Origin of the sequence: Dialister micraerophilus (assembly GCF_947090205.1) — a bacterium.
In the GTDB taxonomy this organism is placed as follows: Bacteria; Bacillota; Negativicutes; order Veillonellales; family Dialisteraceae; genus Dialister; species Dialister micraerophilus.
In genome coordinates this window covers 1-23,575 of record NZ_CAMUNF010000001.1, presented here as the reverse complement: position 1 = coordinate 23,575, position 23,575 = coordinate 1, and the positions used below count along the sequence as shown (strand labels likewise).

The following is a 23,575-nucleotide window of genomic DNA, read 5'->3' as shown; positions in this document are numbered from 1 at the left end:
ATAAATTACATAATTTTATTTATAAAAAACCTATGATATACTACAAAAATAAGTGTACTTTATTTATTTAATTTTTTAATTTCGGGTAGGAGAAACATGAAAATAAAAAAATATACGATTTTAATTTTATCAAGTTTGATTCTTACTGTTTTCATTAATGCAAATGCAATTGATAAATTGCATTTGGAAGGGAAAAATTTAAAAGGATTTTACGCCTATAAAGATGAAGATACTGTTTATGTTACACCTGAATTGCTTGAAAATGGCGGTAGATGGAAAATTCAAGAAGAAAAAAATAAAACATTTGCAATTGTAAAAGTTGGAAATAAAGAAGAAAAAGTAGAAATACCGATTATTATAAAAGACAATAAAAAATTAGTTGATTTCGATTTTTTCTCGAAACAAGCAGGCTTGAAAGGTGAAATCAATTTAAAAAGAAAAACATTTAAAATACAAAAAGATAAACAAATTAATTTAAAAAAGGAAAAATCCAATTTAAAACCGTTGATTATATGGGATCCTGATAGTGAATTCAACCAAAATTCTGCATTTTTTACGGAAAATGCAGGCATAAGAATAATATCTCCTACATTGGGAAGTATAAATGTTTTTAACAATGTATTCAGTAATGAATTTTTATCATATTTGAAAAATATTCAAGATTCAGGTATGGAAGTAATGCCGTTGATACATAATAATTTTGATCCGGACAAAACTCGTGATTTTGTAAAGAATTCAAAAAATATAGATGAAATTACCAATCGTATGGCGGCATATTCTGAAGTATACAGATTTGACGGATATAACATTGATTTTGAAAATATGTATAAAGAAGATAAAAATCTATTTACAAATTTTATAAAAGAATTATCAAGTAAAATCCATGCCAGAAACAAAAAATTATCAATTGATATAACCGTAATTGAACCGCTAAGTGATTTTTGGAGTATGTGCTATGACAGAAAAGCTTTATCGGAATTTACCGATTATCAAATAATTATGGGATACGATGAAACTCCTGCAGGAAGTAAATATGCCGGATCTGTTTCATCATATAATTGGTTGAATCGGAAAATACCGGAATTATTAAATGAAGTTCCTGCAGAAAAATTAATCTTAGGTATTCCATTTTATACACGAGCTTGGATAGGATATGACGGAAGTGCAACTTCTTCGGTTTTAACGATAAAAAATAATAGAGAATTCATTATGAAACACAATGTACGTTTAATTTGGCAAGAAAAAGAAAAACAGTATAAAGGTATATATAAAACAAACGGTTTGCCGGCACAAATATGGATGGAAGAAAAAAGGTCATTAGGAGAAAAAATTAAATTAGCAAAAAAATACAAACTTGGAGGGCTGGCATTTTGGAGATACGGATTTGAATCCAGTGATATTTATTCATACTTGGAGAATAAATGGATAAATAATTATTCCGAATATGATATATGGAATAATTCAAATGGAAGCATATTGGAAAAAATAAGAAAAAAGAATAGAATCAAAGATAGGTGACATGTAAATTGAATTTGACTAATTTTATCTGCTAACCTATACTTAAAGGAATATCATTGGGATGTAAAGTTTTACAATGGAGGGCAATAAAATGGAAGAAAAATATATACCTCGTGAGATTGAAAGAAAATGGCAAAAATATTGGTATGATACAAAGTCTTTCAAAGTTGAAATAGATGAAAACAAACCGAAATATTATGTATTGGAAATGTTTCCTTATCCTTCAGGAAATTTGCATATGGGTCATGTAAGAAATTATTCTATAGGTGACGTTATTGCGCGTTTTAAGAAAATGCAAGGGTTTAATGTATTACATCCTATGGGATATGACGCTTTTGGAATGCCGGCTGAAAATGCAGCGATTAAAAACGGTATTGCACCGTCAAAGTGGACATATTCAAATATCAAAAACATGATAAGACAACAAACGGAATTGGGACTTTCATATGATTGGGATATAGATGTTTTAACATGTAAGGAAGATTACTATAAGCACACTCAAAAATTATTTGAAGTTTTTTATAAAAGAGGACTTGCTTATAAAAAAGAAGCTAAAGTAAATTGGTGTAACGGATGTCATACAGTTCTTGCCAATGAGCAAGTAGAAAACGGAAAGTGTTGGAGATGCAAGAGTATAGTAGAAAAGAAAAATCTTTCTCAGTGGTTTTTCAAAATAACTGATTATGCTGAACGTTTGCTTAAAGATTTAGATTTACTCGAAGGTTGGCCGGAGCGAGTAAAATCAATGCAAAAAAATTGGATAGGTAAATCCGAAGGTACCGAGTTTAATTTTAATGTCGAAGGAAGCAATGACAGAATTCGTGTTTACACCACAAGAGTTGATACTGTATATGGTGTAAGTTACTTGGTTATGGCGCCTGAACATCCGTTAGTAAAAAAACTTATTCAAGATAGTGATAATTTAGATGAATTGAATAAATTTATTTATACTGTAAAAAATATAAATGATATAGAAAGAACTGCGGAAGATGCACCGAAATTGGGAATGTTCACAGGTAAATTTGCAATACATCCGCTTACCGGAGAAAGAATTCCGATTTGGATAGCCAATTATGTATTGTTTGAATATGGAACCGGTGCAGTAATGGCAGTTCCGTCTTCCGATCAGCGTGACTGGGAATTTGCAAAAAAATATAATCTTCCTTTCAAGATTGTTATACAAAATGATGAAAAATCATTGTCCTTAGAAAATATGACTCAAGCTTATGTTGACGATGGAATACTTGTAAATTCAGAAGAATTTTCGGGTATGAATTCTAAGGAAGCCAGAGAAGCTATAACTAATAAGCTTGAAAAGATGAATATAGGAAATAAAAAAATAAATTATAGATTGAGGGATTGGTTGATTTCACGTCAACGTTATTGGGGATGTCCGATACCTATAATTTGTTGTAAAGATTGCGGAAATGTACCGGTACCGGAAAAAGATTTACCTGTTAAATTACCGGAAGATGTTGATTTTATTTCAGGAACTCTGTCTCCTCTTGAAACTAATAAAGAATTCCTTAATTGTAAATGTCCTAAATGTGGAAAAGATGCATTAAGAGAAACAGATACAATGGATACATTTATAGACTCTTCTTGGTATTTCTTACGTTATACAGATTCGAAAAATGAAAATATTCCATTCGAAAAAGAAAAATCCGATTATTGGATGCAAGTAGATCAGTATATAGGCGGAATAGAACATGCTATATTACATTTACTTTATTCAAGATTTTTTATGAAGGTTTTATACGACGAAGGCCTTGTAAGAGATTCCGAACCATTTAAAAATTTGCTTTGTCAAGGTATGGTTCTTAAAGATGGCGGAAAAATGAGTAAATCCGTAGGAAATGTAGTAAGTCCTGAAGAAATTGTATCTAAGTATGGTGCGGATACAGCACGTTTATTTATTCTGTTTGCAGCGCCACCGGAAAAAGATTTGGAATGGAGCGATAAGGGAGTTGAAGGTGCTTATCGTTTCTTGAAGCGTGTGTGGATTATTGTAGATAGATTTATTAACTTAAAAACCGAATCACGTGAAGAACTTAATGAAAACGAAAAAGCTTTGAGAAGACGTTTACATCGTTCTATTGCTAAAGTAACTTCAGATTTAAACGGTAAATTCAGCTTTAATACGGCAATCAGTTCAATTATGGAATTAGTTAATGACATGTATCATTTCAGTGAAACTGAATCCACAGTAAGCGAATCTGTTGTTAATGAATGTTTGCGCAATCTTCTTATATTGCTTGCACCTTTTGTTCCACATATAACTGAAGAATTATGGCAACATATACATCAAAATGAGTCCAGCGTTCATTCTGCGTTATGGCCTGAGGTTGATAATTCGGCATTGATTGAAAATGAAGTTGAAATGCCTGTTCAAATAAATGGACGTTTACGTGCAACAATAAAAGTGAATATAAATGATACAAAAGAAGAAATTATAAAAAAATGCCAGGAATCTGAAGATGTTAAAAAATGTTTAACAGACAAAAAGATATTGAAATTTATTGTTGTTCCTAAAAGAATAATTAATATTGTAATAGCCAAATAAACAGTGAAAAACTCCTTATTCGTAATAAGGAGTTTTTCTTGCATAAAGATAAATACTGGTATATAATTATCACAACGATAAAATTCGATTTAATAGGGGTGGGAATATGAAAATTTTTGATGTAGTTGTTATTGGTGGCGGGCCTGCAGGTTTGAATGCGGCAATGTATGCAGTAAGAAAAGAGTTATCTGTTGCGATTATAACTACAGATATCGGCGGACAGATGCTTTTGACAAATGATATAGAAAATTATTTAGGATTTTCATCAATTTCAGGTTTTGAACTTTCAGAAAAAATGGAATCTCATGTAAAAAATTATTCAATAGAATTTATAACAGCACAAGTTTTAAAAATAGAAAAAAAAGAAAACTTTATTACATATTTGGATGATGAAACTGTAATTGAAGGGAAAACATGTATAATAACTTCCGGGAAACGCAGTAGACTTTTAGATATTCCGGGAGAAGCACAATTTACAGGAAGAGGCGTAAGTTACTGTGCAACTTGTGACGGTCCGTTTTATCGTAATAAAACGGTTGCAATTGTAGGTGGCGGTGACAGTGCGGTTCAAGCAGCAATAGAATTGGCAACTATTTCACCTAAAGTGTATTTGTTGGTCAGAAGTCGTATAAGAGCTCAAGAAATTTTAGTTAAGAGAATGAGTGAATATAAAAATATTCAGGTAATGCTAGGGTATACTCCTGAAGAAATAAAAGGAGATAAAAAAGTAAATTCAGTCATAATAAAAAATAAAGAAAACGGACAATTGCAAAGTTTGGAAATTGAAGGTATTTTTGTTGAAGCCGGAGGTATTCCTAATGTAGGATTTGTACCTGAAAATTTAATCAGAAATAATTTAGGAGAAATTGTTACAGATAAAAATTCCGCTACAAATATACCAGGATTATTTGCAGCAGGGGACGTTACAAATAATAAATATAAGCAAGTTATTATAGCGGCCGGAGAAGGTGCCGCCGCTGCTTTGTCAGCACATGATTATCTTTTGATGTCAGGCAAGTAATGAAAATAAATAAATCTGTTAAAGAAATACAATTGCAAAGATTGGAAAAATATTACGGCGAATATAATACCGCACTTGAATACACAAGTCCGTTTACTTTGTTGGTGGCAGTTATTTTATCTGCACAGTGTACAGATAAACGTGTGAATATTATAACGAAAAGAATTTTTCCGAAATTAGATACTCCTGAAAAAATGGTAAAATTATCACAATCCGAATTGGAAAAAGAAATCCGTGATTGCGGTTTATACAAATCTAAAGCAAAACATCTTTTAGGGATGTGTAATGTACTTCTGAAAGAATACAATGGAGAAGTTCCGCATTCATTTGAAGATTTAATAAAATTACCGGGTGTAGGTAGAAAAACGGCAAATGTTGTAAGAAGTGTTGCTTGGGGATATCCTGCAATAGCTGTAGATACTCATGTTTTTCGTGTATCAAATAGACTTAATCTTGCTAAAGGCAAAAAACCGTTAGATGTTGAGTTGGAATTGCAAAAGACAGTTCCGAAAGAAAAGTGGTCTGCATGCCATCATTGGTTGATTTGGCACGGAAGAAAATTTTGTCACGCAAGAAATCCTGATTGTAAAAATTGTTTTTTAAGTGATGTCTGCCCGTCCAATACATTAAAAAAGATATAATGAAGAATGCACTTGAAAGAGTGCATTCTTTTAAATTTGTCAAATGTTAAATATATTTGGTATTGTATATATAGTTATAATGCAAATCAGGAGATAAATATGAAAAAAGTTATATTTGATATTGACGGAGTTTTGTTCAGTGAAGAAAATTATTTTGACGTAGCTGCACTGACAATTCAAGAATGGTTATACGATTCAATATATTTGGGATTACCGACAGAAGCAGATTTATGTAATATAAAAAATACTAATAGAGGAAATATTTCTTCAACTAGATACTATTTGTGGGGAAATGATAAATTAATTCATTTTCTTAAGAGCAAAGGTATAAATTCAGAGTGGGATATGGTGCATGCTTATTTGTCTACAACCATAGGATTAATGGCAAGAGAATATTTTTTAAAAACCGGGGAAAAATTAAATGTTTGTATAAGTACCGAAAAAGATATAAAAAAAGCAGGTCTTGTTTTAATGGGACTTTCAATACCTGGTTCCGAAGAAATATTGAGTTTTTGGCAAAATATTTTAAAAAATGATGCAAACGGAATAGAGATATTTGATTTTTTATTGTTTGAGTTCGGAAAATATTTAGAAAATGTTAAATGGTTACAATTACAAAGCAATTTTTGGAATATGCACAAAGAAACATTTTTAAATATTTATCTAGGTACAAATTTATTTATAAGTGAATTCGGTAAATTTCCATATAACGGTAGAAAAGAAGGATTTATAAAATTTGACAAATCGCTTGCACCTGCATCAAAAATAAAGGCAATGTTTCAGCAAATAAAACAAAAAGGATATAAAATTGCTATAGCAACAGGAAGAAAACTTATAGAAACAGAAATTCCTTTTAAGCAAAATAATTGGTTGGAAGAATTTGATGAAGAATATATAGCAACTGTATCAGATGCTGAAGATGTTTCGAAACTTTTTAAATGTAAAATACCTGATAAACCCGATCCATTTATTTATTATTGTGCTATGTTTGGAAGGAAAAAGGAAAATTATTTAAATTATTTAAATGGAGATATTTTATTGGGTGAAAATGATAACTATATAATAGTAGGAGATTCAATAGCTGATTTTCTTGCTGCAAAAAAAATCGGAGTATCTTTTATCGGAATAACCGGCACATATAAATTTTCAAGTTTGGAGAATATTTTAAAAAATGAAAATTGCGTTTGTGTTGATTCAGTATTAAAAATATTAGATATTTTATAAAATCCGGATTTTCCGGATTTTATTTTAATTATATTTGATAAATTTAATAAATTTTATTTTAAAAAATATATATATAAGTGCTTTTATGATAAAATATCAATATGATGTTGTATATTAGTTAAGAGGTATATATTTTGAATTTTCTTCCTAGAATATATGGACAATCAAAGATACAAAAATCACTTAAGCGTATGGTATCAGATGATACATTGAGTCATACGATTATTTTTTATGGAGATGAAGGTTTAGGCAAGACAACGGCCGCTATCGATTTGGCAGCTGTTTTAACTCGTAAGAATGATAAATATCAAAAAGAAACTGAAATGTGGTTTTCTGAAGATGTTTCAAGATATCAAATTTTGACAACATCAGATAAATTATTATGGTATATAAGACCTTTAGGATTAGAATTAAAGTTTGAACAGTTTCGTATTTTTTTTGAAGAAATGAATTCATTTGATAATCAAGTTCATGTATGTATTATTGATGAAGCTCAAAGTATGATGCCTCCTGTTGCAAATGCATTACTCAAAACTTTGGAAGAACCATTGAATAATGTATATTTTATTTTGATTACTCATGAGTTAAATTCGTTGCTTCCTACTATTATTTCAAGAGCGGAATTATTTCCGTTTTTCCCTTTGAATAAGGAAGAATATATACAATTAATAAATGATTTCCATGATAAATTTACTTTACCTTTAAATTTAAGTGTTGAAGAATCTTTTAGATTGACTGAAGGCAATCCCGGAATGACATTGTCTTTTTCATCTAATAACAATTCTGTCGGATTTGAAGAGGCTTTGAAATTTTGGGAAATTTTTTCTGAAAATAAAACAGCATTTTACAAATTGACCGAAAAAGAATTTAAAGATCGAGTTGAATTCATTCGGTATTTGAAATGTCTATCTTTGATTGGGCAAGATTTAATGGTTATTGCATCAACAGGTAAAACTGATTTTATAAGATGTGTTAATTTTAAAGATATCGAAAAAATAATTGTACAAAAATGGACATATGAAAAAGTTTGTAAAGCAATAAAAATATTAGACAAATCTTTGAAGGCGTGTAAGAGATATATATCAGTGAAATTGATTTGGGATATGATACTTGTTGAATTCGAACATATACAGAAAGGCGATATAGGATGGAAGGTGTAATAGGGGTAAGATTTAAGCGTGCCGGAAAAATTTATTATTTTAATGACAACAGTCTGGATTTACATTTAAATGACGGTGTTATAGTAGAAACATCCAGAGGCATGGAATACGGACACGTTGTTTTGAAACCGACAAGTATAAGTATTTCAGATGAAAATTTACCGCTTAAATCTGTTATCAGAAAAGCAACCGTTAAAGATGAAATACAGTTAAAAAGAAATAAAGAAAGAGAAGAATCGGCTTTTGATATTTGTTTAACTAAAATCAAAAAATTTAATTTTCCTATGCGCTTATTAAGAGTTGAATATACATTTGACAGGAATAAAATAGTATTCTTCTTTACAGCAGACGGGAGAATAGATTTTAGAGAATTGGTTAAAGAACTTGCTGCAGTATTTCATGCAAGAATTGAATTAAGACAAGTCGGTGTTCGTGATGAAGCAAAACAAGTAAATGGAATAGGTCCCTGTGGACGTCCGCTTTGTTGTGCTAATTTTTTAGGTGAGTTTGCTCCTGTTTCCATAAAAATGGCGAAAATACAAGGTCTCTCTCTTAATCCTTCAAAAATTTCAGGTGTATGCGGTAGATTAATGTGTTGCTTAAGATATGAAAATGATCAATATAAAAATGATCCTGAAAGACGCAAGACTTGTTGTAAAATGAAAAAAAGATATGATAATCCGAATTTTTTTGTCGGAATGAAGGTAATTACAGAAGAAGGTTCGGGTCAAGTTGTTTATGTGAATTCACAAAAACATACTGTTAAAATACAATTCGAAAGCAATCAAGTGAAAATTTTACCCTGGAGTGAGGTTGAAGAAGCTGAAAATGAGTAACTGGATTTTAAAAGAAAATGAACGATTGGATGATTTGATTCGTGACGGTATGAAGATTATTCAACGTACTGACGGATTTTGTTTTTCTATCGATTCGGTGTTATTGGCACATTATGTTTCAATAAAAAATAAAGATAAAATAGCAGATTTAGGAACAGGAACCGGAATTATACCATTACTTTTATCGGCATTAGGTGCAAAAGATATTGCTGCATTTGAAATAAATCCTATTATGGCAGATATTGCGAAAAGAAATGTCAGCGGTAATAAAAAGAATGACATAATTAAAGTTTTGGAATGTGATTATAAAAAGATTAAAGAATATTATCCGACCGGAAGTTTTACATCTGTAGTTGCAAATCCACCATATAGAGATATAAAAACCGGAAAAATAAGTAATAAAGAAGCTGTTGCAACTGCTTGTTATGAAATTAATGCTACAATTGAAGATGTATTTAAAACAGCTCAATATTTACTTAAATACGGTGGAAGGTTGACTATGGTTCACAGAGCTGACAGATTATGTGACTTGATAACATATGGTAGAAAGTATAAAATGGAAGCTAAGCGAATGCGATTTATTTATGCACGAAAAAAACATAATGCTGTAAGAGTTTTAGTGGAGTGGAAGTACGGTGGAAATGTAGAAGTCACTGTTGAACCGCCACTCTTTTTACATTATGATGATGGAGCATATACGGAAGAAGTGCTTTCGATTTATGGAAAGGAATAAAATGAATGAAGTGAATAAAGGTACATTATATCTTGTACCGACTCCGATAGGAAATTTATCGGATATAACTCAACGTGCAATAGATATTTTGGCAAATGTGGATATTATAGCTGCGGAAGATACAAGACATACCAAACTTTTGCTTAATCATTTTAATATCCATAAACGCATTATTGCTTATCATGAACATAATAAGCATGTGGCGGGAGAATATTTAATAGAGCAATTAAGAATCGGTAAATCGATAGCACAATGTAGTGATGCAGGTATGCCTGTAATTTCAGATCCCGGTTATGATTTAGTAAAAAAAGCATTGACAGAAAATATTTCTATAATACCTTTGCCGGGAGCAAATGCAGCTTTAACAGCATTGATTGCATCAGGATTGGATAGCAGACAATTTGTTTTTATAGGATTCTTGCCGAAAACAAATACCAAAAAGAAAAAAATATTAAAAGATATTTCAAATTTATCTATGACACTTATTTTTTATGAAGCACCACATAGATTGAAAGAAACTTTGGATATTTTATTAAGCGAATTAGGCAATCGTTATGCGGTATTGGCTAGAGAACTTACTAAAAAATTTGAAACATTTGAGCGAAATACCTTAAGTGAATTACGCAAAAAATTGGATGAAGAATCGGCAAGAGGAGAATACGTTATATTGGTGGAGGGTTTTAAAGATACAGAAATAAAAAAAGAAGAAGTGGAAAAAGATTGGAAAAAAGTTGCACTTTCTTTAGTTGAAAGTGAACCTTTAAAAGATGTTTCACGCAAAATAGCTGTAGAATTTAATTTATCTCGAAGGGAAGTATATCAATATTTGATAAGTAAGAAAAATGATTGATATACTTGAAATGGTTGTTAGGATTTAAATAATATAAGGGGAGAATTTTATGTCTGAAAAACAAGCTTTTTATATTACAACGCCAATTTATTATCCAAGTGCGAAATTACATATCGGACATACATATTGCACAACAGTCGCAGATACTGTAGCAAGATTTAAAAGATTGGATGGAAAAGATGTTTTCTTTTTGTGCGGATCTGATGAACACGGTCAGAAAATTGAACAAAAAGCTACAGAAGCAGGGGTAACTCCAATTGAGTACGTTGATAAAATTGTTAAGGGATTCCAACAATTATGGAAAGAACTTAATATAAGCAATGATGATTTTATACGTACAACTGAGGAAAGACATATTAAAGTTGTACAAAAATTATTTCAGAAAGCTTATGACAAGGGTGATATTTATAAAGGTAAATATGAAGGTTGGTATTGTGTACCCTGTGAAACATTTTGGCCTGAAAGCAAATTACTTGAAGGAAATTTATGTGCAGATTGTAAACGTGAATGTAAACGGGTAAGTGAAGAAGCATATTTCTTTAAAATGTCAAAATATGCTGATAGATGGTTGAAATTTATTGAAGAAAATCCACATTTTATAGAACCTGAATCAAGAAAAAATGAAATGATTCAATTCGTAAAAAACGGTTTGGAAGATTTATGTGTATCACGTACAAGCTTTTCATGGGGAATTCCTGTACCTTTTGATCCTAAGCATGTAGTTTATGTATGGTTTGATGCGCTTACAAATTATTTAACAGCTGTAGGTATAGAAGATGATAAAGAAAAATTTAAAAAATACTGGCCTGCAGATGTACATTTGGTAGGAAAAGAAATAGTAAGATTTCATACTATTATTTGGCCGATTATGCTTATGAGTTTGGATATTGAAATACCGAAACAAGTTTACGGACACGGTTGGCTTGTGGTTGAAGGTGAAAAAATGTCTAAATCAAAAGGTAATGTGGTAGATCCTATTCCTTTGATACATGAATTCGGTTCGGATGCAATACGTTACTATTTAATGAATGATATTCAACTTGGAAGTGATGGTAATTTCGGTAGAGATAGACTTATAAACAGAATAAATTCAGATCTTTCAAATGATTTAGGGAATCTTTTATACAGAACATTGTCAATGGTAGAAAAATATAGAAACGGAATTGTTTATAAAGGTGATATAACCGGAGATAAAGTAATTGAAGATGCGTCATTAAATATTGAAAAAGATTTGATAAATGTTTTAGAAAATTATAAATACGGAATGAATAATTGGAAAATTAATGATGCTCTTAAATCAGTATGGACATATGTTCGTTCGTTAAATAAATATATAGATATAACTATGCCGTGGACATTGGCAAAAGATGAAAGCAAAAAAGATTTATTGGATGCAGTATTATATCATTTGTGCGAAGGACTTAGAGTTGTATCTATATTTGTTTCCCCAGTAATTCCTATAGCAGCTGAAAAAATGTGGAATCAATTAGGGTTAAAAGATTTTAAATCTGTACAATTATCAGATGTTACTTGGGGAAAATTTGAAGAAAATACAAAAATAAATAAAGGGTTACCGATTTTTCCGCGTATTGAAGAAGAAAGTAAAACTGAAACTGAAGAAGTTAAAAATAATCACAATCAAATAACAATAGATGATTTTTCCAAAGTAGAATTGGTTGTAGCTGAAATTTTAGAAGCTGAAAAAGTAAAAAAATCATCAAAACTTATTCATTTAAAAGTTTCTTTAGGAAATGAAGAAAGAAGTGTAGTGAGTGGAATTGCGGCATTTTATAAACCGGAAGATTTAATAGGTAAATGTGTGATTTTGGTATCAAATTTAAAACCTATAAAATTAATGGGAATAGAATCTAAAGGTATGATTTTAGCTGCAAGTAAAGACGGTAAATTAGAAGTTCCATTTGTTAACATGCCGGCAGGAAGCAAAGTAAAATGATTTTTTTTGATACCCATGCGCATATGTACGATAAAGCATTTGATAAAGATAGAGATGAATTGTTGAAATTGTTGGAAAAACTGGAATATAAAATAGTTTGTCCATCAGAAAATTATGAAACATCTTTACAATCAATCGAATTGTCCAAAAAATTTAAAAATTTATATGCTGCTATAGGTATACATCCATATTTTGCTGAAATTGATAAGAAATGTGATTTAAAAAAAATATTCGATTTGGTAAAGGCAAATAGTGAAGTTGTTGCTATAGGTGAAATAGGACTTGACTATTACGATAAAAATAATGATAGAGAAATTCAAAAAGAATATTTTATGAATCAAATAAATATTGCTCAAGAAACAGATTTACCGGTTATTATTCATGATAGAAAAGCTCATGGAGACATATTTTCAATTATAAAAAAAATGAAAAAGCATAATTTGAGGGGAATAATGCATTCATTTAGCGGAAGTATTGAATTTGCAAATGAAATGATAAAATCGGATTTTTATATTTCATTTGCAGGTCCTGTAGCTTATAAAAATAGTAAACGAATAAAAGAAATTGCAAGAATTATTCCACTTGAAAGAATGCTTATAGAAACGGATAGTCCATACATGACTCCACCTCCATTTACAGGACAAAGAAATACTTCGTTGAATTTGTACTATATTGCAAAAGAAATTGCTGCTTTACGTAATATTTCAATAGAAAAAATAATAGAAATAACATATCAAAATGCAATGGATATATATGGTTTGAGATAATGTAAAAATACGTGAATTTTTATTTCACGTATTTTTTTTATTTTAGAAATATTTGCTGTTTATGTGTTTTTATGTAAAAATAACTATATAAAAGTAATGTTAATTTATCAATAAATGAGGTTTTATTAAATGAAAAAATTTTCATGGCTTGATGTAACAAGTCGGATTAATATAGCTGTTGTAGGTGACATAATGATGGATCGATATGTCAGGGGGCGTGTAAATCGCATATCTGAAGAAGCACCTGTACCTATATCAATATTTGAATCCTCGGAAAATATATTAGGCGGCGCTGCAAATACTGCTGCAAATGTAAAAGCTTTAGGTTGTAATGTGTATTTATCCGGAATGTTGGGTCAGGATAAAACTAAAGATGAAGTTTTAAATCTTCTTGATGATAAAAACATAAATAGAGATGCAGTTTTTGCAAGAAAAAATCATTATACAACTGTAAAAACAAGGTTTTTAAATAACAGTCAACAAATTATGCGTTTGGATAATGAAGAAAAATTGAAAATTTCAGAAGCAGAATCTGATAGTATCTTATTATGGCTTGAAAGTTTATGTGAAAATTTGAATTCGGTAATTATATCTGATTACGGTAAAGGTGTAGTATCAAATGAATTAACATGTAATATAATTTCATTGTGTAATAAAAGAAATATTCCTGTTTTAATAGATCCAAAAGGAATCGAGTGGGAAAAATATTCAAATGCATTTGCCTTGACTCCAAATGTAAAAGAGCTTTCAAAATATTGTGGATATTTAATAGAAAATAAAGATGAAAGTATTGTTGAAGCAGGGGCAAGAATTCGTAAAAAGTTAAACTTGGACTATTTAATAGTAACGCGTTCCGAAAAAGGTATAACTTGCATAGGGGAAAATAAAATTATTCATTGTCCTGCATTTGCAAAAGATGTATTTGATGTTTCGGGTGCTGGAGATACAGTAATCAGTGTAATTGCAACTGCAATTGCATGTGGAGTTGAAATGTCGGAAATACTGGAGGCAGCGAATATAGCTGCAAGTATTGCTATTTCACACGTAGGTACATATCAAGTTAAAAAATCCGAATTAGAAAATTATTGTGGAGATTTTAAAAACTTTAAAAGTGTTTTCAATCAAAATGAAATGGATGAATTTATAAAATTAATAAAAAAGTGGAAAAATGAAGGTGAAAAAATAGTATTTACAAATGGATGCTTTGATTTATTGCATAGAGGACATGTGACTTATTTAAAAAAAGCCGCACAATTAGGTACACGATTTATAGTCGGTGTAAATTCTGACAAATCCGTTAGCAGATTGAAAGGTAAAAAACGTCCTATACAAAACATTGAAGATAGAGTATACATACTTAATGAATTACCTTATATTGATGCCATAGTAGTATTTGATGAAGACACTCCGCTAAATTTGATTTCCTTATTAAAACCAGATGTTTTGGTAAAAGGCGGAGATTATAAAAAAGATGAAATTGTAGGGAGAAATTATGCAAAAGAAGTTATTGTAATTCCTTTTGTAGAAAACTGTTCAACAACGAATATAATAAATAAAATTTTAAAAATTAATAAATAACATAAAAAAACTGCACTTTTAAAATCAGTTATAATTTTAGGAGTGCAGTTTAAAATTTGGAATTATTTACATTTTATGTTTATTCCATTTGAAATTTGTTTTTTATAAAAGAAGACTAAAAATGTTATAAATACAGCATCAATTAAACCTGTTAAAAATAATCCTAAAGATGTTCCGAAGCTTTCTAACATTGAACTTACAAATAAACTGCCGAAAGGGGCACTTCCCAGATAAACAAATGTATATAAACTCATAATTCTGCCCAAGTAATTTTTATTAGATGCAATTTGAATAGCAGTATTACAATTAACAAGGAAAAGTGTTACACTGAATCCCATAAAAATAAAAATTGTTATTGATATAAAGAAATTACTTATATAACTTACCGCCGACAGTTCAAGTCCGCAAAGAATAGCATTTATAAAAACCCATTTTTGGCTTAATTGCGTTTTTGCAGCAGCGGATATTAATCCTCCAATCATTGATCCGGTACCGAAACCGAAAAGAATAAATCCGAATCCGTTTACACCTGCATGTAAGACTCTATCTGCAAGTAACGGCCCGTATGAACCGAAGTTTAAGATTAATCCGCTTACTATAGCCAAAGCTATTAAATTGCATAAAATTATAGGTTTTGATTTTGCATGTGTTATGCCCTTTTTTATTTCTTGTGTTGCATTTTTTGTAATTGAATTGCTTATAGAAGATTGTGCTTTCATTTTTTTATATGCAATGAGTACGGGTATTATTGAAAGCGCATTTAAGAAAAAAATGATATCATAAGGAAAGAAATTTATAAGAAAAGCTGCTAATAAAGGGCCAATCATTCTTGTTAAATTGAAATTTGTGGAGTTTAAACTTATTGCACTGTGAAGAGCATCTTTTCCGACAATATCAGGAAGAAAAGACAATCTTGTAGGCATGTCTATTGAATCTATTGTTCCTACAACGAATGCAAAGAATAAAATCCAATAATAATTTGCATGTCCGCTTAAAATAAGTATCCCTAAGCAAACAGATTGGATGATATACATACATTGTGTAACGGTTAAAATTTTTTTCTTGTCATGTCTGTCAATCCAGAAACCTATGAAAAGTGAAAAAATAAAACTTGGTAAAAATTGTACCGCTCCGAGTACACCAAGTAAAAATGCGGAATTTGTAATTTCATAAACAAGCCATTGTTGTGCCGTAAGTTGCATCCAAAATCCGATTAAAGCAACCCATTGACTTGACCAATATAACCTATAGTCCCTTACTTCAAGGGCAGGAAATTTGCTTATAAGATTCATTTTCACCTCTAAAATTATACTTTGATAAGAATATAATAGCACAAATTTGAAAGGATATATAAATGGCAAATAAAAAGAAATTATTTTATGCAGTTAAAGTAGGAAGAAATGTAGGTATATTTTCAGATTGGGAAATATGTAAACAACAAGTTATAGGTTATCCCAATGCTGTGTATAAAGGTTTTTATAATAAAAAAGATGCTGAAGAATTTTTGTTTGAAAATAATTCTATAAAAGAAGAAAGTAATGAAAATAATATAATTGCATATGTAGACGGTTCTTATATACCTTCAAAACCGGAATGTTTTTCTTTCGGAGTGGTTTTAATTGAAAATGGAAAAATTGAAAAATATTCAAAAAAAATCATCAACAAAGAAGAAGCAATGATGCGAAATGTTGCAGGAGAAGTTTATGGGGCAATGTATGCAATAAATTTATGTTTAGAAAGAAAGGGTAAAGTGCTTAATTTATATTATGATTATACAGGTATAGAAAAATGGTGTACGGGTGAATGGAAAACAAATAAAATATTAACTAAAAAACTTAAATTATTTTATGAAACTATAAAAGATAAAATAGATATAAGATTTCATAAAGTTGAAAGTCATACGGGTGTTAAATATAATGATTTGGCGGATTCTCTTGCAAAAGACGCCTTATTTAATTAAAAAAGCATTTTCCTAAATCGTTAATGATTTGAGGAAAATGCTTTTTATTAATTCCATGCAGCTTCTATTGTACCTTTGAATGTTTCTTTTATAAATTGTTTTACTGCGTCGGATTGATATGCAGATACAAATGTTTTGTAGTTTTCATTATCTTTATCTTTTGCACGTGTAGCAATTATCATTACTGCAAGGGGATTGTCTTTATCTTCAAAGAAAATACCTTTTTCTTGTGGAGATATTCCGGCACTTTGTACAAAATTCATTGTAATAACTGAAGCATCAACATCATCTAAGCTTCTTGGTAATTGCGCTGCTTCTATTTCTTTAAAGTTCAAATTTTTAGGATTAGAAACTATATCAGCAGGAGTAGCTTTTATTCCAACGCCTTCTTTTAATTTAATTAAACCTGCTTGTTCAAGTAATTGTAATCCTCTACCTTCATTGGTAGGGTCATTTGGAATTGAAACAGTTGCATTATTAGGTATATCATTTACATTCTTGTAATTGTTGCTATAAATACCCATTCTCATCAAAATAGCATCTCCTATATTAACTAAATCAGTATTATGCTGTTTGTTAAAATTTTCAAGAAAGGGCTTATGTTGATATACAGCGATATCTATGTCGCCATCTGCTAAGGCCTGATCCGGAGTAATATAATCTGAAAATTCTTTTACATGTACAGTCAGACCATGTTTTTCCGCTTCTTTTGCTGCTGCTTCTACTACTTGCGCATGTGGACCGGCAGTTGCACCTACTGTAATTTCATTTTTAGTTGAGGATGCGGAACCACATCCTTTATCTGAACAACATCCTGATAATAAAATGGCTGCAGATAATATTGCAATGCCTCCTAATAAAAACTTCTTCTTCATAAAATAACCTCCATTATTTTTTATTTGTTTTACGTGATAAGTAGTTTCCTGCGAATTGAACAAGTTGAACTATCACGATTAACACTATTATTGTGACAATCATAACGTCTGCTTGAAAACGTTGATATCCGTAACGTATAGCAAGATCTCCAAGACCGCCGCCGCCAATTGTGCCTGCCATTGCACTGGTTCCTATAAGAGTTACTATAACAACCGTTATATTTTCGATCATTGAGGGTAATGCTTCAGGAATAATTACTTTTTTTATAATTTGTAAAGGTGAAGCGCCCATAGATTTTGCTGCTTCAATCAATCCTACAGGAATTTCACGCACTGAAGTCTCTATTAATCTTGCAGTATAAGGTATAGATGCAATTGTTAATGGAATTATTGCTGCATTCGTTCCGATTGATGTTCCTGCAATCATTCGAGTTATAGGGATAATTGCTACCATAAGAATTATAAAAGGTATTGAACGAATTATATTTACTATAAACGATAACGGTTTATTGCAAAATGAACATGAAAGAATTTTTCCTTTTTCAGTAACTACAAGCAATATACCTAAAGGTATGCCAATAACTGCAGATAAAAGAGAGGAAACAAACAACATGTATAAAGTTTCTGCCAATGATTTAAATAAAAGATTAATTATTATTGGAGACATACCCTAAGACCTCACTTTCTATAGGAAGTGTTTTCAAATATTTAAATGAGTTTTCTACATTATTTTCAGCGCCGTCAAGTAAAATAATTAATGTTCCAAACGGTGTTTCTTGAATGTAATCGATATTAGCATATAATATACTGACATTTAAATTATAAAAACGAATTAAATGCTCAATAATAGGTTCATTTGTGACAGCACCTTTAAATGACAATGAGAGTACCATTTTATCGCCTTCAGAATGTTTTGTTTTTATCATGCTATAAAATTCTGAATCTTCAGGTAAGTTTAAATTTGTTGAACCTATAAATTTTTTCAGTGTTTCAGTTTTTGGATTGCTGAAAAGATTTATTACAGAACCTTCTTCTATAATTTTTCCGTTTTCTATTACAGCCACATGATTTGCTATTTTTTTAATAACTTCCATTTGATGAGTTATTAAAATTATTGTTATTCCTAGTTTTTTGTTTATTTCTTTTAATAAATTTAAAATTGATTTTACAGTTTCAGGATCAAGTGCACTTGTAGCTTCATCCGATAAGAGAATAGAAGGTTGAGTTATTAATGCTCTTGCTATTCCTACACGTTGTTTTTGTCCTCCTGAAAGTTGTGAAGGATATTTATTTTTATGATTGGTCAAACCTACTAATTCAAGCATTGAATTTATGCGTTTTTCTTGCTCTTCTTTAGGTGTATTTGATAATTCTAAAGGGAAAGCGATATTCTTATATACGGTACGATTTGAAAGAAGGTTGAAGTGTTGAAAAATCATTCCGATTTTTTTTCTTTCATTACGTAATTCTTTTTCTGATAATTTAGTAATATCTTTACCGTTTATGATAACTTCTCCCGATGTAGGAGTTTCAAGCATGTTTATGCAACGTATTAAGGTGGATTTACCGGCACCTGATTGGCCGATAATTCCAAATATTTCACCTTCTTTTATTTTTATATTTATATCGTTTAAAGCATTAGTTTTATTATCATAAGTTTTATAAACATTTTTCAGTTCTATCATGCGTTCTCCTTATAAATTTAATAAAAAAACTTTCAACGGAATGATGAAAGTTGTTTAATGTTCATCTTTCGGGAAATCCGATGGAATTGGCACCGTTTCAATATGAATGGTTGCCGTAGCTTCATAGGGCCATTCCCTCAGCTACTCTTGATGAAATATTCAGTTGTTGTAAAGTTAGCTTATATTACTATTTATTTTCAAATGTGTCAATAGTTTTTATATTAGATTTTGATATAGTTTTGATATATTTTTATTTAATGATATAATCAATTAAAGAGATATTTAAATAAAGGAGGATGCTATGGGAGTAAATCAGCGTTTAGTAAATCCTATTACAGACAAACTTTTTGATGCTATACTTATGCTTGAATCAAGAGAAGAATGTTATGAATTTTTTGAAGATTTATGCACTATAAGTGAATTGAAAGATATGTCGCAACGGTTAGAAGTTGCAAGACTATTAAAAGAAGGTGCAAAATACGATAAAATAGAAGAAAGTACCGGGGTAAGCACAGCAACTATTTCACGTGTGAAAAAATGTTTGAAATATGGTGCTGACGGATATGTAAAAATTTTGAAAAGAATGGAAGAGACTTCTGACGATAAATAATTTAACTTGACAATACAATAGTAAAGTTTTATATTATTGTTAAATGTAATGAAAGAGAAATGCGTTACAAATGAAATTATTAGAGAGTCTGTGGTTGGTGGAAACAGATAATTTTTTTGTAGACGATACCGCTCTTGAACAGAAAATTTGAAATTAAGTAGAATTTTCCGGTTTGCATCGTTATTTGCTTAGGAGAGAAGCATTTGCTTTAATTGGGTGGAACCGCGGAATTTAACTTTCGTCCCTTGAGGACGAAAGTTTTTTATTTTTAAAGGAGTGTAATTATGATTACTATTGAATTGAAAGACGGGAGTAAATTAAGTTTTGAAGAACCGATAACTCTGTTTGAAGTTGCAAAAAAAATTTCACGAAGCTTAGCTAAAGAAGCACTTGTTGCAAAAGTTGACGGTAATGTTACAGATTTAAGAAATTTAATAAAAGACGGCACAAAAATTGAGTTTTGCACAAAAAATGATCCTGAAGGTTTGGCTGCATTAAGACACACTGCTGCGCATGTTATGGCACAAGCCATACAGCATTTATATCCGGGAACAAAATTTGCTATAGGACCTGCAATATCTACCGGATTTTATTATGATATAGAATCTGAACACGTATTTAAACAGGAAGATTTTCCTGCCATTGAAAAAGAAATGTCAAAGATAATTAAGCAGAATTTACATCTTGATAAAAAAGTGGTTTCAAGAAAAGAAGCTTTGGATTTCTTTAAAAATAAAGAGCAAGATTACAAAATCTTATTAATTAATGATATGCCTGAAGATACAGAACTTTCTATCTATACACAAGGTGATTATGATGATTTATGTCGAGGTGGTCATGTAGATAATACAGGTAAAATTAAAGCTTTTAAGCTCTTAAGTGTTGCAGGTGCTTATTGGCGTGGTGACGAAAATAATGTTATGCTTCAACGTATTTACGGTACAGCATTTTTTAATAAAGAAGATCTGGAACATTTCCTATTTGTTCGTAGTGAAGCTGAAAAGCGTGACCATCGTAAATTGGGCAAACAATTAGATTTGTTCAGTTTTCACGAAGAAGGTCCGGGATTTCCATTCTTTCATCCAAAGGGAATGGTTATAAGGAATTTGCTTATTGATTATGAACGTGAATTGTTTAGAAAATATGGATACGAAGAAATAGTTACACCTATTATTTTATCTAAAAATCTTTGGCTTCAATCAGGTCATTGGGATCACTATAGAGAAAACATGTATTTTACAAAAATAGATAACGAAGACTATGCAGTTAAGCCTATGAATTGTCCCGGTGGAATATTATATTTTAAAACACAACAAAGAAGTTATCGTGATTTACCTAAACGTGTGGGTGAATTCGGTTTAGTTCATCGTCATGAATTACATGGTGCTTTACATGGTTTATTCCGTGTAAGAAATTTTACTCAAGATGATGCACATATATTTATGACACCTAAAGATATGGAAAGTGAAGTTATTTCCGTAGTAAATATGTTTAAAGAACTATATGATGTTTTCGGACTTAAATATCATATTGAGTTATCTACAAGACCTGAAGATTCTATGGGTTCAGATGAACTTTGGGAAATTGCTACAAATGCATTAAGAAATGCAATTGAGAGTACAAACGTTTCATACAGAATAAATGAGGGGGATGGAGCGTTTTACGGTCCGAAATTGGATTTCCATATAGAAGATTCATTAGGACGTACATGGCAATGTGGAACAATTCAAATGGATATGCAATTACCTGAACGTTTTGATGTAACTTACGTAGGAGAAGATGGTGAAAAACATCGTGCAGTTATGATTCATCGTGCAGGATATGGTTCATTAGAACGTTTTATAGGTATATTAATCGAACATTACGCAGGTGCTTTCCCAACTTGGTGTGCGCCTGTTCAAGTTAAAATTATTCCGGTTTCAGAAAATTATCATAATTATGCTCAAGAAGTATATAAAAAGATGTTTGAACAAGGTATACGTGTAGAAATAGATAAAGGTAATGATACCTTGGGATATAAAATAAGAAAAGCACAAATGGAAAAAATTCCTTACATGGTTGTTGTAGGAGAAAAAGAATCAAATTCAGGAAATATATCAGTAAGAAGTAGAGAAAAAGGTGATGAAGGAACTGTAGATATAAATAAATTTATTGAGCTTATATTAAATAAGATGAAGGAAAGAAAATAATGTAAAGCTTGACAAAAGTTATATGTAAATGTTAGTATTTATATGTTATTGCAAGCAGAAGTCATCCGCTTCTCACCTTACAAGACGAAAAGTTACTAAGGTATTGAAAGGAATTTAAAGCGGGCGATTTGTTTCGTCCGTTTTTTACTTGCAATAGAATGTATATTCTAAATGGAGGTGAAAACAATAGCAAAGGAACTTAACATCAATGAACAAATTCGTGCTCGTGAAGTACGAGTTGTTACTGATGAAAATGAGCAATTAGGAATAATGAATATTGGTGATGCTTTAGCTGAAGCTGACGATAGAGGACTTGATTTAGTTGAAGTTGCTCCTAATGGAAGGCCACCGGTATGTCGTATTATGAATTACGGTAAATATCGTTATGAACAGCAAAAGCGTGAAAAAGAAGAAAAGAAAAAACAAAAAGTTTTTCAAGTAAAAGAAGTAAAACTTCGTCCCAATATTGAAGATCACGATTTTTATGTTAAGTTAAAAAGTGCGCAACGTTTTTTATCCGATGGAAATAAGGTTAAAGTAACAATTATGTTCAGAGGTAGAGAAATGACGCATCCCGAGCTTGGGAGTAATGTGCTTGAACGTGTAATTAAAGAATTAGGTGATAAAATAATTTGTGAAAAATCACCTAAACTTGAAGGTCGTAATATGACGATGGTAATTGCACCTAAAGCTTAAAAAAAGGAGAATAATGATATGCCAAAGATGAAAACCTGCCGTTCCGCGGCTAAACGTTTTAAAGTTACAGGATCAGGTCAAATTAAGAGAAATAAGGCTTTCCGTAGCCATATTCTTGAAAAGAAATCTCCAAAGAGAAAGAGAAATTATAGAAAAGCAGCATTAATTTCGAAGGCTGATTACAAACGTATAGCGAAATTATTGCCTAAGAACTTTTAATTGAAAAAGGAGGAATTCGAGAATGGCAAGAGTAAAAAGCGGAATTACAAGTCACGCTAGACATAAGAAAATTTTGAAGTTGGCTAAAGGATACAGAGGTGCACGTCATGCACAATTCAGAAAAGCCAATGAATTAGTTATGAAAGCTCTTTACTATGCAAGAAGAGATCGTAGAGCAAAGAAGAGAGAATTTCGTAAACTTTGGATTGTTCGTATCAATGCAGCAGCTCGTCAAAACGGTATTAATTACAGTACATTGATTTCAGGTTTGACAAGAGCAGGCGTAGAAGTTAATCGTAAAATGATGAGTGAATTAGCTATCAGCGATCCGGCAGGATTTACAAAACTTGTAGAAATTGCAAAAAATGCATAATAAGAATGTGATTATATAACAAATACCGGGGTAAGAATATATTTCTTTACCCCGGTATTTGTTAATAAAAAAAAGCTCGCAACAATGCGAGCTTATAACGTTTATCTACTTGTTTGAACTTTA

General features: G+C 30.6%; 22 protein-coding genes, 1 riboswitch and 1 other annotated feature. Of the genes, 18 read left to right on the top strand and 4 right to left on the bottom strand.

The features are described 5' to 3' along the window. Positions 1-96 precede the first annotated feature (96 nt). From P6922_RS00110 to rfaE2, 12 genes are all read left to right on the top strand, one after another. Entirely contained in the window at positions 97-1,518 is a 1,422-nt protein-coding gene (locus tag P6922_RS00110; RefSeq protein WP_276873335.1) for a glycosyl hydrolase family 18 protein, read from the top strand. 91 nt (positions 1,519-1,609) lie between these two features. Then, the gene (gene leuS / locus P6922_RS00105) at positions 1,610-4,081 is read left to right on the top strand and encodes a leucine--tRNA ligase (protein ID WP_276873333.1); all 2,472 of its coding nucleotides are present in this window, start codon (positions 1,610-1,612) and stop codon (positions 4,079-4,081) included. A gap of 106 nt (positions 4,082-4,187) precedes the next feature. Continuing rightward, complete coding sequence (locus tag P6922_RS00100; protein ID WP_276873331.1) at positions 4,188-5,102, top strand: NAD(P)/FAD-dependent oxidoreductase; 915 nt, start codon at positions 4,188-4,190, stop codon at positions 5,100-5,102. After that, positions 5,102-5,743, top strand: a complete 642-nt coding sequence (gene nth, locus P6922_RS00095) for an endonuclease III (RefSeq protein WP_276873328.1) — start codon at positions 5,102-5,104, stop codon at positions 5,741-5,743. The genes P6922_RS00100 and nth overlap by 1 nt, the downstream gene beginning before the upstream one ends. A gap of 99 nt (positions 5,744-5,842) precedes the next feature. After that, positions 5,843-6,967 carry an HAD family hydrolase gene (locus P6922_RS00090; RefSeq protein ID WP_276873326.1) on the top strand — a complete coding sequence of 375 codons (1,125 nt, stop codon included), beginning with the start codon at positions 5,843-5,845 and terminating at the stop codon, positions 6,965-6,967. Between the two features lie 134 nt (positions 6,968-7,101). Continuing rightward, complete coding sequence (locus tag P6922_RS00085; protein ID WP_276873323.1) at positions 7,102-8,127, top strand: AAA family ATPase; 1,026 nt, start codon at positions 7,102-7,104, stop codon at positions 8,125-8,127. Beyond that, positions 8,115-8,963 (top strand): PSP1 domain-containing protein, encoded by an 849-nt coding sequence (locus P6922_RS00080; RefSeq protein ID WP_276873321.1) that lies wholly within the window; start codon positions 8,115-8,117, stop codon positions 8,961-8,963. Before P6922_RS00085 ends, P6922_RS00080 begins: the two co-directional genes overlap by 13 nt. Then, positions 8,956-9,696 carry a tRNA1(Val) (adenine(37)-N6)-methyltransferase gene (locus P6922_RS00075; RefSeq protein WP_276873318.1) on the top strand — a complete coding sequence of 247 codons (741 nt, stop codon included), beginning with the start codon at positions 8,956-8,958 and terminating at the stop codon, positions 9,694-9,696. Before P6922_RS00080 ends, P6922_RS00075 begins: the two co-directional genes overlap by 8 nt. A 1-nt stretch (position 9,697) precedes the next feature. Continuing rightward, on the top strand, positions 9,698-10,546 hold the full coding sequence (gene rsmI, locus P6922_RS00070; protein ID WP_276873315.1) for a 16S rRNA (cytidine(1402)-2'-O)-methyltransferase: 849 nt from the start codon (positions 9,698-9,700) through the stop codon (positions 10,544-10,546). A gap of 49 nt (positions 10,547-10,595) precedes the next feature. Continuing rightward, entirely contained in the window at positions 10,596-12,500 is a 1,905-nt protein-coding gene (gene metG, locus P6922_RS00065) for a methionine--tRNA ligase (RefSeq protein ID WP_276873312.1), read from the top strand. Then, positions 12,497-13,267: a TatD family hydrolase gene (locus P6922_RS00060; protein ID WP_276873311.1), complete on the top strand. Its 771-nt coding sequence runs from the start codon at positions 12,497-12,499 to the stop codon at positions 13,265-13,267. The genes metG and P6922_RS00060 overlap by 4 nt, the downstream gene beginning before the upstream one ends. 129 nt (positions 13,268-13,396) lie before the next feature. Continuing rightward, positions 13,397-14,845 (top strand): D-glycero-beta-D-manno-heptose 1-phosphate adenylyltransferase, encoded by a 1,449-nt coding sequence (gene rfaE2, locus P6922_RS00055; RefSeq protein WP_276873309.1) that lies wholly within the window; start codon positions 13,397-13,399, stop codon positions 14,843-14,845. 62 nt (positions 14,846-14,907) lie between these two features. On the opposite strand, the gene P6922_RS00050 is transcribed toward rfaE2, so the two are convergent. Continuing rightward, a complete protein-coding gene (locus tag P6922_RS00050; protein ID WP_276873307.1) occupies positions 14,908-16,137 on the bottom strand; it encodes an MFS transporter in 1,230 nt (409 codons plus the stop codon). Positions 16,138-16,199: 62 nt separating this feature from the next. Between P6922_RS00050 and P6922_RS00045 the strand changes: the two genes are divergently transcribed. After that, the gene (locus P6922_RS00045; RefSeq protein WP_276873305.1) at positions 16,200-16,805 is read left to right on the top strand and encodes a ribonuclease H family protein; all 606 of its coding nucleotides are present in this window, start codon (positions 16,200-16,202) and stop codon (positions 16,803-16,805) included. Positions 16,806-16,852: 47 nt separating this feature from the next. On the opposite strand, the gene P6922_RS00040 is transcribed toward P6922_RS00045, so the two are convergent. From P6922_RS00040 to P6922_RS00030, 3 genes are read right to left on the bottom strand one after another with little or no spacing between them, the layout of a single operon-like run. Further along, on the bottom strand, positions 16,853-17,680 hold the full coding sequence (locus tag P6922_RS00040; protein WP_276873303.1) for a MetQ/NlpA family ABC transporter substrate-binding protein: 828 nt from the start codon (positions 17,678-17,680) through the stop codon (positions 16,853-16,855). 13 nt (positions 17,681-17,693) lie between these two features. Then, the gene (locus tag P6922_RS00035) at positions 17,694-18,347 is read right to left on the bottom strand and encodes a methionine ABC transporter permease (protein WP_007555440.1); all 654 of its coding nucleotides are present in this window, start codon (positions 18,345-18,347) and stop codon (positions 17,694-17,696) included. Beyond that, positions 18,328-19,365 carry a methionine ABC transporter ATP-binding protein gene (locus P6922_RS00030; protein WP_276873301.1) on the bottom strand — a complete coding sequence of 346 codons (1,038 nt, stop codon included), beginning with the start codon at positions 19,363-19,365 and terminating at the stop codon, positions 18,328-18,330. Before P6922_RS00030 ends, P6922_RS00035 begins: the two co-directional genes overlap by 20 nt. 58 nt (positions 19,366-19,423) lie before the next feature. Further along, positions 19,424-19,522: riboswitch (SAM riboswitch) on the bottom strand. A 144-nt stretch (positions 19,523-19,666) separates the two neighbouring features. Between P6922_RS00030 and P6922_RS00025 the strand changes: the two genes are divergently transcribed. The 5 genes from P6922_RS00025 (at position 19,667) to rplT (ending at position 23,452) form a co-directional block, all read left to right on the top strand. Beyond that, positions 19,667-19,975 (top strand): YerC/YecD family TrpR-related protein, encoded by a 309-nt coding sequence (locus P6922_RS00025; RefSeq protein ID WP_276873298.1) that lies wholly within the window; start codon positions 19,667-19,669, stop codon positions 19,973-19,975. A 39-nt stretch (positions 19,976-20,014) separates the two neighbouring features. Then, positions 20,015-20,224: a binding site (T-box leader), on the top strand. A gap of 35 nt (positions 20,225-20,259) precedes the next feature. Further along, entirely contained in the window at positions 20,260-22,164 is a 1,905-nt protein-coding gene (thrS, locus tag P6922_RS00020; protein WP_276873295.1) for a threonine--tRNA ligase, read from the top strand. Between the two features lie 171 nt (positions 22,165-22,335). After that, positions 22,336-22,860 carry a translation initiation factor IF-3 gene (gene infC, locus P6922_RS00015; RefSeq protein WP_007554529.1) on the top strand — a complete coding sequence of 175 codons (525 nt, stop codon included), beginning with the start codon at positions 22,336-22,338 and terminating at the stop codon, positions 22,858-22,860. Between the two features lie 18 nt (positions 22,861-22,878). Continuing rightward, entirely contained in the window at positions 22,879-23,079 is a 201-nt protein-coding gene (gene rpmI / locus P6922_RS00010) for a 50S ribosomal protein L35 (protein ID WP_007555438.1), read from the top strand. A gap of 22 nt (positions 23,080-23,101) precedes the next feature. Further along, positions 23,102-23,452, top strand: coding sequence for a 50S ribosomal protein L20 (rplT, locus tag P6922_RS00005; protein ID WP_007554585.1), 351 nt, complete (start codon positions 23,102-23,104; stop codon positions 23,450-23,452). Positions 23,453-23,575: the final 123 nt, after the last annotated feature.

Bases quoted from the DNA above. Each gene is read 5' to 3' on its own strand.
- P6922_RS00110 (WP_276873335.1), top strand. From the start codon at position 97: ATGAAAATAAAAAAATATACGATTTTAATTTTATCAAGTTTGATTCTT.
- leuS (WP_276873333.1), top strand. From the start codon at position 1,610: ATGGAAGAAAAATATATACCTCGTGAGATTGAAAGAAAATGGCAAAAA.
- P6922_RS00100 (WP_276873331.1), top strand. From the start codon at position 4,188: ATGAAAATTTTTGATGTAGTTGTTATTGGTGGCGGGCCTGCAGGTTTG.
- nth (WP_276873328.1), top strand. From the start codon at position 5,102: ATGAAAATAAATAAATCTGTTAAAGAAATACAATTGCAAAGATTGGAA.
- P6922_RS00090 (WP_276873326.1), top strand. From the start codon at position 5,843: ATGAAAAAAGTTATATTTGATATTGACGGAGTTTTGTTCAGTGAAGAA.
- P6922_RS00080 (WP_276873321.1), top strand. From the start codon at position 8,115: ATGGAAGGTGTAATAGGGGTAAGATTTAAGCGTGCCGGAAAAATTTAT.
- P6922_RS00075 (WP_276873318.1), top strand. From the start codon at position 8,956: ATGAGTAACTGGATTTTAAAAGAAAATGAACGATTGGATGATTTGATT.
- rsmI (WP_276873315.1), top strand. From the start codon at position 9,698: ATGAATGAAGTGAATAAAGGTACATTATATCTTGTACCGACTCCGATA.
- metG (WP_276873312.1), top strand. From the start codon at position 10,596: ATGTCTGAAAAACAAGCTTTTTATATTACAACGCCAATTTATTATCCA.
- P6922_RS00060 (WP_276873311.1), top strand. From the start codon at position 12,497: ATGATTTTTTTTGATACCCATGCGCATATGTACGATAAAGCATTTGAT.
- rfaE2 (WP_276873309.1), top strand. From the start codon at position 13,397: ATGAAAAAATTTTCATGGCTTGATGTAACAAGTCGGATTAATATAGCT.
- P6922_RS00050 (WP_276873307.1), bottom strand. From the start codon at position 16,137: ATGAATCTTATAAGCAAATTTCCTGCCCTTGAAGTAAGGGACTATAGG.
- P6922_RS00045 (WP_276873305.1), top strand. From the start codon at position 16,200: ATGGCAAATAAAAAGAAATTATTTTATGCAGTTAAAGTAGGAAGAAAT.
- P6922_RS00040 (WP_276873303.1), bottom strand. From the start codon at position 17,680: ATGAAGAAGAAGTTTTTATTAGGAGGCATTGCAATATTATCTGCAGCC.
- P6922_RS00035 (WP_007555440.1), bottom strand. From the start codon at position 18,347: ATGTCTCCAATAATAATTAATCTTTTATTTAAATCATTGGCAGAAACT.
- P6922_RS00030 (WP_276873301.1), bottom strand. From the start codon at position 19,365: ATGATAGAACTGAAAAATGTTTATAAAACTTATGATAATAAAACTAAT.
- P6922_RS00025 (WP_276873298.1), top strand. From the start codon at position 19,667: ATGGGAGTAAATCAGCGTTTAGTAAATCCTATTACAGACAAACTTTTT.
- thrS (WP_276873295.1), top strand. From the start codon at position 20,260: ATGATTACTATTGAATTGAAAGACGGGAGTAAATTAAGTTTTGAAGAA.
- infC (WP_007554529.1), top strand. From the start codon at position 22,336: ATGGAGGTGAAAACAATAGCAAAGGAACTTAACATCAATGAACAAATT.
- rpmI (WP_007555438.1), top strand. From the start codon at position 22,879: ATGCCAAAGATGAAAACCTGCCGTTCCGCGGCTAAACGTTTTAAAGTT.
- rplT (WP_007554585.1), top strand. From the start codon at position 23,102: ATGGCAAGAGTAAAAAGCGGAATTACAAGTCACGCTAGACATAAGAAA.